The organism is Aestuariibaculum marinum, assembly GCF_014596975.1.
GTDB lineage: Bacteria > Bacteroidota > Bacteroidia > Flavobacteriales > Flavobacteriaceae > Aestuariibaculum > Aestuariibaculum marinum.
Window position 1 is genome coordinate 18318 of sequence record NZ_JACVXD010000006.1, and the last position, 14120, is coordinate 32437.

At 35.4% G+C, this 14120-nt stretch carries 11 protein-coding genes; 3 read left to right on the top strand and 8 right to left on the bottom strand.

The annotated features are described in order from the left end of the window. Positions 1–26: 26 nt before the first annotated feature. Complete coding sequence (locus ICJ85_RS11145) at positions 27–1544, bottom strand: GH3 auxin-responsive promoter family protein (protein WP_188223876.1); 1518 nt, start codon at positions 1542–1544, stop codon at positions 27–29. A 138-nt stretch (positions 1545–1682) separates the two neighbouring features. On the opposite strand from ICJ85_RS11145, the gene ICJ85_RS11150 reads away from it, so the two are divergent. Next, on the top strand, positions 1683–2477 hold the full coding sequence (locus tag ICJ85_RS11150) for a DUF2797 domain-containing protein (protein ID WP_188223877.1): 795 nt from the start codon (positions 1683–1685) through the stop codon (positions 2475–2477). A gap of 77 nt (positions 2478–2554) precedes the next feature. Here ICJ85_RS11150 and rpsU read toward each other — a convergent pair whose 3' ends face one another. The 4 genes from rpsU to ICJ85_RS11170 all read right to left on the bottom strand — a co-directional run bounded on the left by rpsU (position 2555) and on the right by ICJ85_RS11170 (position 7351). Continuing rightward, a complete protein-coding gene (gene rpsU, locus ICJ85_RS11155; protein WP_188223878.1) occupies positions 2555–2749 on the bottom strand; it encodes a 30S ribosomal protein S21 in 195 nt (64 codons plus the stop codon). Positions 2750–2781: 32 nt separating this feature from the next. Next, positions 2782–3645: a sigma-70 family RNA polymerase sigma factor gene (locus ICJ85_RS11160; RefSeq protein WP_188223879.1), complete on the bottom strand. Its 864-nt coding sequence runs from the start codon at positions 3643–3645 to the stop codon at positions 2782–2784. Positions 3646–3867: 222 nt separating this feature from the next. Next, complete coding sequence (locus ICJ85_RS11165) at positions 3868–6525, bottom strand: AsmA family protein (protein WP_188223880.1); 2658 nt, start codon at positions 6523–6525, stop codon at positions 3868–3870. 121 nt (positions 6526–6646) lie between these two features. Next, positions 6647–7351, bottom strand: coding sequence for a queuosine precursor transporter (locus tag ICJ85_RS11170; protein WP_188223881.1), 705 nt, complete (start codon positions 7349–7351; stop codon positions 6647–6649). A gap of 70 nt (positions 7352–7421) precedes the next feature. Between ICJ85_RS11170 and folK the strand changes: the two genes are divergently transcribed. Next, on the top strand, positions 7422–8552 hold the full coding sequence (gene folK, locus ICJ85_RS11175) for a 2-amino-4-hydroxy-6-hydroxymethyldihydropteridine diphosphokinase (RefSeq protein ID WP_188223882.1): 1131 nt from the start codon (positions 7422–7424) through the stop codon (positions 8550–8552). Here folK and ICJ85_RS11180 read toward each other — a convergent pair. The 3 genes from ICJ85_RS11180 to ICJ85_RS11190 all read right to left on the bottom strand — a co-directional run bounded on the left by ICJ85_RS11180 (position 8549) and on the right by ICJ85_RS11190 (position 11201). Then, complete coding sequence (locus ICJ85_RS11180) at positions 8549–8962, bottom strand: hypothetical protein (RefSeq protein WP_188223883.1); 414 nt, start codon at positions 8960–8962, stop codon at positions 8549–8551. The genes folK and ICJ85_RS11180 overlap by 4 nt on opposite strands. A 78-nt stretch (positions 8963–9040) precedes the next feature. After that, positions 9041–10585, bottom strand: a complete 1545-nt coding sequence (locus ICJ85_RS11185; protein WP_188223884.1) for a glycoside hydrolase family 28 protein — start codon at positions 10583–10585, stop codon at positions 9041–9043. 76 nt (positions 10586–10661) lie between these two features. Further along, the gene (locus ICJ85_RS11190; protein WP_188223885.1) at positions 10662–11201 is read right to left on the bottom strand and encodes an RNA methyltransferase; all 540 of its coding nucleotides are present in this window, start codon (positions 11199–11201) and stop codon (positions 10662–10664) included. A 124-nt stretch (positions 11202–11325) separates the two neighbouring features. Here ICJ85_RS11190 and mutS point away from each other — a divergent pair, with 124 nt between their 5' ends. Beyond that, complete coding sequence (gene mutS, locus ICJ85_RS11195) at positions 11326–13938, top strand: DNA mismatch repair protein MutS (protein WP_188223886.1); 2613 nt, start codon at positions 11326–11328, stop codon at positions 13936–13938. Positions 13939–14120: the final 182 nt, after the last annotated feature.

A 14120-nucleotide genomic window follows, 5' to 3' on the forward strand; every position in this document is an offset into this window, starting at 1 on the left:
TCTTTCATCGGAGATTTTGACAGGTTTTAACTGGCGTTTAATTTTAAGAGTTCTTCCAGGTAATCACGCGTGTTAGATAAACGAGGTACTTTGTGCTGTCCGCCTAATTTATTGTTTTGTTTTAACCAGTCGTAAAAAAGGTTTTCACGAGCTACATTAATCTTTGGCTTGTTAAGTGTAATATTGTTAAAACGCTTGGCTTCGTAATCGGAGTTTAATGCTTTTAGAGCATCATCAAACAGTTCGTTAAACTCATCTATATTTCTGGGTAGTCTTTTGAATTCAATAAGCCATTCATGTGCACCTTTTTCTTTGCCTTCCATAAAAACAGGGGCCGCTGTAAAGTCTACAATTTCTGCTTCGGTATCTTTGCAAACTTGTTTTAAAGCATTTTCAGCATTTTCAATTATAAGCTCTTCTCCAAAGACATTAATATGATGTTTTGTTCTGCCTGAAATTTTTATGCGATATGGACTCAGGGAGGTAAACCTAACGGTGTCACCAACTTTATAGCGCCACAAACCAGCATTGGTTGTGATGATAACTGCATAGTTTTTGTGAAGTTCAACTTCACTTAAAGGTATAGCTTTTTCTTCGGAAGTAGCATAAACATCCATAGGGATGAACTCATAAAAAATGCCGTAATCAAGCATGAGTAACAATTCGCTAGAATCGTTTTGATCCTGAATGGCAAAGAAGCCTTCCGAAGCATTATAAATTTCGTAATATTTAAACCCGCTCTTAGGAAGGATGTTTTTGTACTGATCAATATAAGGGGTAAAACTTACGCCGCCGTGAAAATAGACTTCTAAATGCGGCCATACTTCATGTAGGTTGCCTTTTCCGGTAGTCTCTAATACGTTGTTTAACAGCACTAACATCCATGAAGGAACACCTGCAAGACTCGTTACATTTTCGTAACGTGTTTCATTTACAATCGCCTGCATTTTATGTTCCCAATCACTCATTAAAGAGACCTTGTTGCAGGGAGTGCTGCTAAACTCTGCCCAAAACGGCATGTTGTCAATTAAAATCGCCGATAAATCGCCGAATGCTGTGCCGTTTTGTTTGTGTAATTGTTTGCTTCCGCCTAAGCGCAAACTCTTTCCTGTAAATAGTTGAGATTCCTCATTATTGTTAAGGTACATGGACAGTAAATCTTTACTAGCCGCATAATGGCATTCCTCTAAAGATTCTTCACTAACCGGAATAAATTTACTCTTTGCACGTGTCGTTCCGCTAGACTTTGCGTACCATTTTATTGGTGTTGGCCAGAAGAGATTTTGTTCTCCTTTCATGGAGCGTTGAATAATATCCTGCCAGCCGTCGTAGTTTTTTATCGGGACCCGTTCAGTAAAGGTTTTGTAGCTCTTAATAGAAGCAAAATCGTATTGTTTGCCAATTTCAGTGTCTTTTGCAAAATCTAAAAGACTAAAAAGTAACTCATGCTGTACCTCGTTTGGGTATTTTAAAAACAAATCTATTTGTTGGAATCGTTTTTTTAAAAACCAGGCAGCAACGGAATTAACTATAGGGATTGGCATATTTTTATACTACTATCTTTAAAAGTCTAAAATAACATTTTTTTTGCTGAAAAGTAATAGCAAATTTCACATTTAGATTTATTGTTTAAATGTTTGTAATTTTGAGGTGAAATACAAAAATCTAAAAACAGAAAACGGATGACTTACCAAGGGGTATTAACAAAAATGCAAACAGAATATGCATCGCCTATTCAATATTATTTAGTGTTTGAAAACGACTTTATAAATATGAATCAGTTGCTGGAAAAAAATATATCCATAGAGTTTGTAAGATATCGATGTTTGAATTGTGGATTAGATAAACCAATTTATCGTCAAGGGTTTTGTAAGAGTTGTTTTTTCGATGTGCCTCAGGCAGCCGATTGGATCATGCGTCCGGAATTAAGTACGGCACATCTGGGTAAAGAAGATCGCGATTTAGAATATGAAAAGAAAATGCAATTGCAACCGCATATTGTGTACTTAGCGAATTCTAGTAGCGTTAAAGTTGGGGTTACCAGAAAATCTCAGGTACCAACACGATGGATAGATCAGGGGGCGCATGAAGCTATTGAAATTGTAGAAGTGCCCAATCGTTACTTGGCTGGTATAACTGAAGTTGCGTTAAAAGAACATGTGTCTGATAAAACTAACTGGCGTACCATGCTTAAAAATGATATAGAGGATGAGAATTTGGTGGAATGGCGCGAACGTTTAAAACAATATATTCCTGATGAGGTTATGGAATATTTTATAGAAAGTAATTCTGAAACTAATCTAGAGTACCCGGTACATCAATATCCTTTAAAACCCAAAAGTTTGAATTTAGGTAAAACACCAAGCTATCAAGGTGTGTTAAAAGGGGTTAAAGGGCAATATTTGATTTTTGAAGATCAGACTGTTTTTAATGTTCGAAGCAATGAAGGTTTGGTGGTAAATATTGCTATTCAATAATAGATTAATCCATATGAAATAAAAAAATCACGCTCTGTTAGCGTGATTTTTTTATTTCATATCCAAGTAGGAGCGATTTATATATCTTCTTGATCTCTTAACCCTTGGATGTAAGACGCTTTTTGAATTTGACGTCTTCTTTTTACTGATGGTTTTGTGAAAAATTGATTATCTCTCAAATTTTGCATCACCTTAACGTTTCTGTGTTTACGCTTGTAACGTTTTAGTGCGCGTTCAATGTTTTCTCCTTCTTTAATTTCAATTCTTAACATATAGTTTATTTATAGTGTGAGTATATTTAGGTCTATCCTAAATAAGTTTTTAAAATTTTACTTTTCGATGTATGTTTTAATCGTCTAATACCTTTTTCTCTTATTTGGCGCACACGCTCTCTAGTTAAATCGAATGTTTTTCCAATTTCATCTAAACTCATTGGTGGTTGATTACTTAACCCAAAGTTTAAACGAATAATGTCGCTTTCTTTTTGCGATAAGGTATCTAAGGCTCTTTCTATTTCAGTACTTAACGATTCGTTTATTAATTCTCTATCCGGGTTTGGTGAATCACCAGTTGAAACCACATCATATAAATTAGAAGTTTCACCTTCTTTTAATGGTGCGTCCATGGATAGATGGCGTCCGGAATTTTTCATGGATTGTTTAACGTCGCTAACCGTTAAATCTAATTCCTGAGCAATTTCTTCAGCACTCGGAGCACGCTCATGGGTTTGTTCTAAAAACGAATAAGCCTTATTAATTCGATTGATTGAACCAATTTTGTTCAAAGGTAATCTAACTATTCGAGATTGTTCGGCTAAAGCTTGAAGAATTGCTTGACGAATCCACCAAACGGCATACGAAATAAACTTAAATCCTCGAGTTTCATCAAAACGTTTGGCAGCTTTTACTAATCCGGCATTCCCTTCGTTTATTAAATCGGGTAGAGTAAGTCCTTGATTTTGATATTGTTTAGCTACCGAAACAACAAAACGTAAGTTGGCTGTTGTTAACCTGTCTAAAGCCACTTGATCCCCTTGTCTGATACGCTGTGCTAGTTCCACTTCTTCGTCGGCTGTGATTAGTGGAATTTTACTAATATCTTGCAAGTACTTATCAAGGGATTTAGACTCTCTGTTGGTTACTTGTTTCGTGATTTTAAGTTGCCTCATTTATCTTTTTTCTGTTTAAAAATATATCTAAACCACATTATAATATTTTAATTGAGAAAAGCAAGTAAACTCACATTTCTTTAACATAAAACCCTTCATTTTGAGCGAAATACTCCAATTTTGATTGAAATAAAATTCATTTATAGCTGTTTTCTAGCTATTCAACAAAAAAAGACAGGTTTATAAGCCTGTCTTTTTTTTGAAGGTGTTTTTTCTAATATTTTAATTCACGGTATCTGTCTTTTTCTTTTTTCCTCCTAAAAGACCACCTAAAACATTTTTTACATTTTCTTTTATTTGTTCTTCGGAAGAAGTTTTAGTTTCTGTTTCCTTAGTTGATGTTGAATCTGTATTTGTTTCTGTTGTGGTTGAATTTGTTTTAGTTAGGCCTCCAAGTAAGTTGTTAAGTTCATTTTTACCTTGCCCAATTAATTTTTGTTTTTGAATCTCGGTCAACTGACTCGTTAAATTTTTAACTCCACTAGATAAGTCGGTAGACACTTTCGGCTCTGTATAGCTACCAGAAATATTGGCCGTGATAGGAACGGTAATATCATTTGTTTGACTGTCGTTAATACTGTTTATCAACTTATTAATATCACTTCCTAAATATTTGGCAGGGACATTAAACACAGCGTTGTAAGCCATTGTTTTGTCGAAGCCATGCGAACCTGATACTTCAATGGCAATATCCTGATATTGAAAGGTGAATGGTTTAACAGTAACTTTCCCATCTGCAAATTCTAAATAGGCTTTTAAATCGTTAAAGCTGAACTTGTCGAAATCAACAAAACTTAACGAGCTTTCCAGTTTGTTTAAAACCTGAGCGTTTTGAGGGTCTACCTTAGTGGTTAATAATTCTGCGGCCGCGTCACCAAAAAGGGTATTTAAGTTCGGTGTGAAGTCCTGTGTTAAATCGCCTTTTAAATTTAGTTTCGTGTTTAATTTTCCTTGTAAAGCTTTCGCAATAGGAGCGATGCTTTGAAACATATCTAAACCAGCAAAAGATTCGGCGATATCGAAATTTTCGGCACCCAAATCTAAATTAAATGTTGGGGTTTCGTTTTTAGTCGAGACGTTGCCCGAAACGGCTAAATTACCATTAAATAGTTTTGAGGTTAAATTGTTTAGGGTGGCTTGCTGGTCTTTAATTACCAATGCGCCTTTCACATCTTTCAGATTTAAATTGTCGTAAGTAACATTTGCGGCATTCGCATTAATAGTACAATCTAAAAAAGCAGGGATTTTTAATGTCTCTGAGTTGCTTGAAGTTGTTGTTTCAGTTTGTTCTGAAGCTGGAGCTTCTTCATCTGAACTCATAAAATCACTCAATACAAAGTTATTTGAGTTTACATTGAAGTTTCCTTTTAAGGTGCCATCGGTCAAAACAAAACCAAGCAAATTGTTTATGGAACCGTTGGCATTTATATCGCTACTTCCAGTGGTTGCATTAAAGTTATTTAGAGTTACCGTAGACGGATTAAACGTCATATCAGCCTTTGAAATACTAACCGGATTAACCATATCTTCCGAATCAAATTTAAAGTCAGAAATACTCATGGTTCCTGAACTTTTTATGCGTTCGTAGGCATTGGTTTCAATGGCATTCATATCGAAAGCGGTGCGGATGTTGGCTTTCAAAATACCACTTAAGTCTTGGTCTAATTCTAGAGGGTAGGCTTTGGTTAGGTTGTCTAAATTCAAAGTTCCATCAACATTGGCATTAACCAGCATGTTTTTGGTTAAATTCTTAATCGTTGCAGACGATTTAAAGACGTCTTTATCGATGCTAAAATTAAGGGTGTTGATGTTTACATAGGTGTCATCTACATATCCTGTTTCATTTTTAATTTCAGTATTAATGATAATATTTTCGACCGATTTTGGTAAATCCGGATATTTAAAAGAGGCGTTGTTAGAGGTGATGCTGATGTCTAAAGTTGGGATGGTCTCTTCGGTCACTTTTCCTTTAATAATCCCTTTTACTTTAAAATCGCCTGTGGTTTGTACATCTTCAATACTTTTTGAATAATTGGAAGGAATAACCGCTAAGAAATCTTTAAAGGTTGAGCCCGGATTTTCGAAAGTAATGTCGATATCCTGACCTTCTTCAATAAGCTGAACAAAACCATGAAATTCTAAAGGCAGCTGATTAATAAGTGCTTTGTTGTCTTTAAAGGTGTATTTGCTGTTTTCTAAATCTAAATCGATTAAAGCATCCAACTTAATGTGGTTGTTGCTTAGGTACGCCGTGCTATCCATACTAAAACTAACAAGGGCTTCGGTGTTAGTGTCTAGCTCAGAAACTGTTCCGGAGAAAGTTCCCTTTCCTATATGGTTTAATTCATTGATGCTGAATTGTATTTTAGAGCCTTCATCTAAATAGTGAAATGTACTGTTGTTAATGCTGTAGTTTTCAATATCGAAAGCAAAACCCCTATCGCTGGTTGTTTCTGTTTCTGTTGTTGAGCCGTCGCCTTTTGTGATATCGTAATTGCTTTTCCCTTTAGTGTTTGTTTTTAGGTTAACTAAAGCGTCATCAATAGTTATGGAATTTATGGTTAAGGGAGCATCTTCGGCACTTTTAAATAATTCTTTAACAGACATGGTGAAGGCAATATTCTTCGTGCTTACCAAGGTGTCGTTTTTGAAGGGTTCAAAATTAGTAATCACCAAATCGTTAACTTCAACATTCGCTTGCGGAAAGCTTTTTAGTAAACTTAAACTTACGTCGCTAAATTCGACATTGGCATTGATGTTCTGGTTAATAAAGGATTTAACCATGTCTTTTATCTGACCTTTAAAAGCAAAGGGTAGAGCTATTAAAAGCACTAAAATAATAAGTATAGATAGGCCTAAAATTTTTAAAGCTTTCTTCATAAATATGGGGTTTATATTTTTATGAGTAGGTTATTGGTTTAATAATGAGTTACTTTATATACGCAAATTTCATAAGAAAAGTTTGAAACTAAGCATTTCCTTCGTTAAGTTTTCTATAAAATTAAAGCAGTAATATTTCTTCATTCACTTTTAAATCAAAGCGTTTTCTAAACAGGTAAACACCTAAATACATAAAAGGTGTATCGCAAAGTGCGACTAAAACTTTAAAAAGAAATCCAGACAGAATTAAACCTGGGAAATTTTCCCAAGGGATAATATTAAAAACACAAAGTAAGCCGACAACCGTAAAGGTGTCAACAAATTGTGAGATAAACGTTGAAAAGTTATTGCGTAACCACAGGTGTTGACCTTTGGTTAGGCTTTTCCAGAAATGATAAATCTGTATGTCAATAAATTGAGCAAAAAGATAAGCCATCATACTGGCAAAAACCGCGAGCACTGTATTCCCAAAAACCGTGGTGAACATCTTGTCGTCAACAGGAGACCAACTTGTGGCTGGTACAATACTCGATACGTAAACAATAAGCAATGAAAATGCCGAAGCAAATATGCCGGCAACAACGACTTGATTGGCTCTTTTTTTACCGTAGATTTCACTAATTAAATCGGTGATTAGAAAGGTAATTGGGTAAGGTAAAATACCTACCGAAATTTCAAAAAGTTTAGATCCGAAGATTTCAATGTCAAACGGGTACCAATAAAAAAACTTCTGAAATATTAAGTTTGAAACCACCAAAGAGGTTATAAACAAAGCTCCTAAAAGCATATAAATACGTTGGGCGGCGAGTTTATCTTTTAAAGTCATGCAATTTGTGAATAAATAGGAATAGTAAATATAAAGTAATAAAATTTGTTTTAGTTATTTTGCCGTACTTATGGTACAACCCACAACATTTCATATAGCTTTAGGAAGTAATAAAGGTGATAAATTAAATCACTTACAACAGGCGGTAAATTTAATTTATCAGCGTATTGGTGTGATTAAGAAGATATCTAAAGTTTATCAATCGCCAGCTTTTGGTTTTGAAAGCGACGATTTTTATAATTGTTGTTTAGTGTTGCAAAGCGATTTAGAACCCCAACAGGTTTTAGATGCTTTGTTGGTTATTGAAATTGATTTGGGACGGGTAAGAACAAATCCTAATGCTTACGAGGCACGAACTATAGATTTAGATATTATTCTGGCTGAAGATGACATTATTTCTACTGAAACTTTAGTTGTTCCTCATCCAGAAATGCAAAAACGTAAATTTGTCTTGTTGCCGCTTAATGATATTGCAGCCAAGGTCGAGCATCCTGTTTTAAAAAAGGACATTAGTGTCTTGTTGAACGAATGCAATGATGAATCAGTTTTAGAGCCTATTGCAGAGGTGTTACATAACCCAAGTACAGATTTTGATTTTTCGAAGTACAATTACATTGCTATAGAAGGAAACATTGGTGCCGGAAAAACGAGTTTAGCCACTAAAATTTCGAATGACTTTAATGCAAAATTGATTTTAGAACGCTTTGCTGATAATCCGTTTTTACCGCAATTTTATAAAGATGCCAGCCGTTATGCATTTCCTTTGGAAATGTCTTTTTTGGCCGATCGCTATCAACAAATTAGTGATGATTTATCACAGCTTGAGTTGTTTAAAGACTTTATTGTTAGCGATTACGATGTGTTTAAGTCGCTTATTTTCTCGAAAGTGACTTTGCAGGAAGATGAATTTAACCTGTATCGTAAATTGTTTTATTTAATGTATAAAGAATTGCGAAAGCCCGATGTGTATGTGTATCTCTACCAGAATACCGAACGTTTGCAGCAAAACATTAAAAAACGAGGTCGTGATTATGAACAGAATATTCCTGACGATTATCTTGAAAAAATAAACACCGGTTATCTGGAATTTTTAAAAACTCAAAGTGATTTTAATGTAAAAATCATTGATGTTTCCAATAAAGATTTTGTGAATCATCGTGAAGATTATTTGTGGGTGTTACACGAGATTTTTTCTAATTAACTTTTAGAAAGTGTCAATTTGTGAGACGTTAGAATTGTTTTGTTGTCAAGTTCTTCAGCGTTTAGAAAAACGGTAACATTATTAGTGTTGCTTTCGTCGAAATTAAGTTTAACGTCCGATTTCATTGTGAGATTGAAATTACCCTTCTCTATTTGTTTAGGTTCATCTAATTTCCAAGTGCCTTGAATAATTTTTGTTGAAGAACCGTCATTAAAAGTAATTTCAGCAGTGAAATCATCTTTAAATATTACGTTTTTAATTTTATTTTCAGTTTCTGAATCTTCTGATAGTCTCCAGTTTCCAATTAATTCAGATACTGTTATTGTTGTGTCTTTAGTTTCTTTTTCAATTTTACAGTTTGAAAATAAAACGATAGCTAAAATAAGGGAGATTGATTTTAATAATTTCATGATTGATGATGATTTTTGATTGAAAATCAAACATACCATTTCATTGAGGAAAATCAAAACCTATAGGTAAGAAAAATATTATTTTAACAACTTCACGTTATTTAAAGTCGCTTCTTCATTCGGAAATTCTAATGCTGAAGCTTCAGTTTTAATTTCAACGTTTTCTAACGAAATATTGTCGCCGCCAAGAATATCAATTACATGATCTGGAGTTTTAATTTTTGCGTTAGAAATATTTATATTTTTTCCGTCGTTAATTATAATAAGTCCAGAACTTTTAGCGTCAACATTATCAATAGTTAAATTGGTTAACGGCGATTCAGGAATACCATAAACTTTTAAAAAATGTGTGCTGTTTTCTATAATCAGGTTGGTCATAGTAATATCCTTGTAAAACGGTGTTAGTTTATTAACAGGTCTGGCTGGTAAACGTTCAGCCAATTCACCAACATAGGCAGGTGTGCCTAACATATCCCATTTTATGGCTGTAGCTTCCAGGTTCATTCGAATACGGTCGTAATACAGATGTTCGCCACCACCGCCTCTTGGTCTTCGTGTTTTAAAGCGAATACCAACAACAGTGCCTTCAAAAACACAATCGTGAACATATAAATTTCTAATCACGCCAGCAGTCTCGCTTCCGCAAGTAATACCACCGTGTCCTTTTTGTGCCAAGCAGTAACGTACTACTACGTTTTCGGTTGGTTTATTTACTTTCATACCGTCTTCGCCACGACCAGATTTCATGGTGAAACAATCGTCTCCGGTATTTAATGTTGAGTATTCAATAAGTACGTTTTTAGACGATTCGATATCGATACCATCACCACGCGGAATACCATAAGAATTTACATAAACACCTCGAATAATCACATTGTCGCAATAGGTTGGTACGATATTCCAAAAGGCTGTATTTTCTAATGAAACGCCTTCAATATATACTTTTTTACAGTTGATAGGCGAAATGAATTTCGGAGGAAAAATCCAGTCTTCTTTTGAACCATCATGAATGCGTTCTTCAGCAGGTTTATTTAAATCTACTAAAGTTTCAATAGGCTTCATGTAAGAGCGCGCTTTGATTTCTCCGTCAAATGGTCCGATAAGCTTTCCGTTTCCGGTAATAGCAATGTTTTCCTGATTGTTTGCGTAAATACAAGCAGCAAGCGACATCACTTCTAAACTTTCAACCCGCGTAAAAACGGCTGGTTGGTAGTCTTTAACGTCGGTGCTAAAACGAAGTACGGCACCGTCTTCAAAATGAAGATTTACATTGCTCTTTAATGTAATGCGCCCGGTGTGCCATTCTCCTTCAGGAATAATTACCGTTCCTCCACCTTGCGTACTTGTATTATTAATAGCGTCCTGGATAATTTCTGTAATTAAACCATTTGGGTCTTCAATGTTATCTTTTATATTGATGCTTCTATCAGGGAAACTCGGTTTTACAAATTTAGGCATTGCAAATGGAGCGGTTACCGGAGCAATAGTGTCTGGTAAAACGGAGTGACCAACCTGTTCTTTAGTCGGGATACTTTCCAGTTTGCTGTAATCTGGTCCTACTTGAATTTCAGATTTACAGCTTATAAATAAAGCTAAAGATAGTATGGTGATAAAAGATTTCATTTTAGTTTTTATTGGTAATAATTAACGTAAAACTATAGATTTAAAAATTACAGTGCTGTTGGTTTTGTTCAGCGGTTTATTCTGTAATAGTGTTTAGTTTGCTAAACACATCCCAAACCACCACACCACAACTCACCGAAATATTTAAAGAGTGTTTTGTGCCATATTGCGGGATTTCAATAACCGTATCGCTTGCTGATACCACTTTTTGTGCTACACCTTTTACTTCGTTACCAAAAACCAAGGCGTATTTTGTATTGGCTTCAGGAGTAAAATCGTTGAGCATGGTCGCGTTTTCAGCTTGTTCGATAGAACAAATCTTAACGTTTTCGTCTTTTAGTCGGTCAACTAAATCCATGGTGTTTTCAACGTATTCCCAGTCTACAGTATCGGTGCTTCCCAATGCGGTTTTATGAATGTCTTTATGTGGTGGGGTTGCCGTGATACCGCATAAATAAATCTTTTCAATTAAAAAGGCATCGCTGGTTCTAAAAACCGACCCTATGTTATTTAAACTTCTAATGTTGTCTAATACAATAATAATGGGTGTTTTTTCAACCTGTTTAAAATCTTCAACGCTTAATCTATCTAACTCGCTATTTTTTAATTTACGCATAGTGGTTTTAATGTCAATATTCTGTAGATAACTTATAGTGTTTCCATTTCAAAAACCACTAAAATTATGCTACTTTAGCAATCCTACAATTGATGCAAAAATAACATTAAAAAACTACTTACCCTTGGCTAAAAAAGCAAAAAAAGAAACCCCGTTAATGAAACAGTATAATAGCATTAAGGCTAAATACCCAGATGCTTTATTGTTATTTCGTGTGGGCGATTTTTATGAAACCTTTGGAGATGATGCCGTAAAAGCAGCCGGAATATTAGGGATTATATTAACAAAACGAGGTGCGGGAAGCGAAGGAGAAACCGCTTTAGCTGGATTTCCACACCATTCGTTAAATACCTATTTACCGAAATTGGTAAAGGCAGGACAGCGTGTGGCTATTTGCGATCAGTTGGAAGATCCGAAGCAAACCAAAACCATTGTAAAACGTGGGGTAACCGAATTGGTAACGCCAGGTGTAGCACTAAACGATGAGGTTTTGGTATCGAAATCGAATAACTTTTTGTGTTCGGTATATTTCGATAAAAAGCAGATTGGAGTTTCGTTTTTAGACATTTCAACAGGGGAGTTTTTAACCTCACAGGGAAATGCCGAGTATGTAGATAAGTTGCTTCAAAATTTTAGTCCGAGTGAGGTGTTGGTGTCGAAGCAGAAGCGTATGTTGTTTAATGAAACTTTCGGAAACGATTTTCATACCTTTTATTTAGAAGACTGGGTGTATCAAACCGATTACGCCTACGAAACTTTAACCAAACATTTCGATACTAAAACTCTGAAAGGTTTTGGTGTTGAAGATTTATATGAAGGTATTATTGCTTCGGGTTCGATTTTGCATTATCTGGCCGAAACGCAGCATAACAAATTACAGCATATTACATCCATTTCAAGAATTGCCGAAGACGATTATGTGTGGATGGATAAGTTTACCATCAGAAATTTAGAGCTTTACAATTCTACCAATAATAATGCGGTAACGCTTTTAAATATTATCGATAAAACCATTTCGCCAATGGGCGGACGTATGCTTAAACGTTGGTTGGCCTTACCTTTAAAAAATGTAGGTAAAATTAAACAGCGCCATGAGGTAGTCGATTATTTAACGAAGGAAACTTCGGTACATCAAAAAATACAGAATCAAATAAAGCACATTGGCGATTTAGAACGTTTAATCTCTAAAACAGCTACCGGAAAAATTAATCCGCGAGAAGTTATTCAGCTTAAAAATTCGTTGGAAGCCATTGTGCCAATAAAATCTATAGCCGCTAACAGTTCAAATGAATCGTTAAAAATTATAGGAGATAATCTACAAAGTTGCGACGTGCTTCGTGAAAAAGTGAAAGAAATGCTTAACGAAGATGCACCAGTAAATGTGTTGAAGGGTAATACGATTGCAGCTGGTTATTCTACGGAGTTGGATGAATTGAGAAATTTATCTAAATCCGGGAAAGATTATTTAGATGCTATGCTGGAGCGTGAAAGCGAACGCACGGGAATTACGTCGCTAAAAATAGCATCTAATAATGTGTTTGGGTATTATATTGAAGTGCGCAATACGCATAAAGACAAAGTTCCCGAAGAATGGATTAGAAAGCAAACTTTAGTTAATGCCGAGCGCTATATTACTGAAGAATTAAAGGAATACGAAGCTAAAATTTTAGGGGCCGAAGATCGGATTCTGGCTATCGAACAGCAGTTGTTTGCCGAATTGGTGGGTTGGATGAATCAGTATATAAAACCTGTTCAGCAGAATGCCTTTTTAATTGGTCAGTTAGATTGTTTATGCGGGTTTGCACAGTTGGCAAAGGATAATAATTATGTATATCCAACCATTGAAGAATCATTCGATTTGGAAATTAAAGATGGTCGCCATCCGGTTATTGAAAAGCAATTGCCTATTGGGGAGGCTTATATTGCGAATGATGTGTTCTTAGATCGAACTACGCAGCAAATTATTATGATTACCGGACCAAACATGTCTGGTAAGTCGGCTATTTTACGTCAAACTGCGCTTATTGTATTGTTGGCGCAAATGGGCAGTTTTGTTCCGGCACAATCGGCAAGAATTGGTTTGGTTGATAAGATTTTCACCAGAGTAGGAGCGAGCGATAATATCTCGATGGGCGAATCGACGTTTATGGTAGAAATGAATGAAACAGCTTCTATTTTGAATAATATTTCAGAACGAAGTCTGGTGTTATTGGATGAAATCGGGCGTGGTACCAGTACTTATGATGGTATTTCTATTGCCTGGGCTATTAGTGAATATTTACACGAACATCCGGCAAAACCAAAAACCTTGTTTGCAACGCATTATCATGAGTTAAATGAAATGACCGAAACTTTTAAGCGTATTAAAAACTTTAATGTGTCGGTTAAGGAGTTGAAAGATAATGTGCTATTTTTAAGAAAGCTTGTTGAAGGTGGAAGCGAGCATAGTTTTGGTATTCATGTGGCGAAAATGGCAGGTATGCCACAGCAAGTTTTGCGTCGCGCGAACCAGGTTTTGAAGAAATTGGAGAAGTCGCATTCCAGTGAAGAGCTTACCGAGAAGGTGAAATCGATGGAAAATGAGATGCAATTAAGCTTTTTTAATTTAGACGATCCGTTGCTGGAAAATATAAAAGAAGAAATACTAGAGACTGATATCGATACGCTTACACCTGTTGAGGCCTTGATGAAATTAAATGAAATTAAGCGCATGTTGGTTAAAAAGAAGCAGGCTTAAAACTTTTTTTAATTTTTTTAGTAAAAAAAGCTTTGTACTTCTAATAAATGTACTAAATTTGCAACCGCAATCACGAATTGCACGCTTGTTGAAAACAAGTGACGATCATAAAAATGACTGCGAAAGTAGCTCAGGGGTAGAGCATCACCTTGCCAAGGTGAGGGTCGCGGGTTCAAATCCCG

Coding starts and splice junctions, on each gene's coding strand:
- ICJ85_RS11190 (WP_188223885.1), bottom strand. CDS start 11,201: ATGCGTAAATTAAAAAATAGCGAGTTAGATAGATTAAGCGTTGAAGAT.
- ICJ85_RS11145 (WP_188223876.1), bottom strand. CDS start 1,544: ATGCCAATCCCTATAGTTAATTCCGTTGCTGCCTGGTTTTTAAAAAAA.
- rpsU (WP_188223878.1), bottom strand. CDS start 2,749: ATGTTAAGAATTGAAATTAAAGAAGGAGAAAACATTGAACGCGCACTA.
- ICJ85_RS11160 (WP_188223879.1), bottom strand. CDS start 3,645: ATGAGGCAACTTAAAATCACGAAACAAGTAACCAACAGAGAGTCTAAA.
- ICJ85_RS11185 (WP_188223884.1), bottom strand. CDS start 10,585: ATGAAATCTTTTATCACCATACTATCTTTAGCTTTATTTATAAGCTGT.
- ICJ85_RS11150 (WP_188223877.1), top strand. CDS start 1,683: ATGACTTACCAAGGGGTATTAACAAAAATGCAAACAGAATATGCATCG.
- ICJ85_RS11165 (WP_188223880.1), bottom strand. CDS start 6,525: ATGAAGAAAGCTTTAAAAATTTTAGGCCTATCTATACTTATTATTTTA.
- ICJ85_RS11170 (WP_188223881.1), bottom strand. CDS start 7,351: ATGACTTTAAAAGATAAACTCGCCGCCCAACGTATTTATATGCTTTTA.
- folK (WP_188223882.1), top strand. CDS start 7,422: ATGGTACAACCCACAACATTTCATATAGCTTTAGGAAGTAATAAAGGT.
- ICJ85_RS11180 (WP_188223883.1), bottom strand. CDS start 8,962: ATGAAATTATTAAAATCAATCTCCCTTATTTTAGCTATCGTTTTATTT.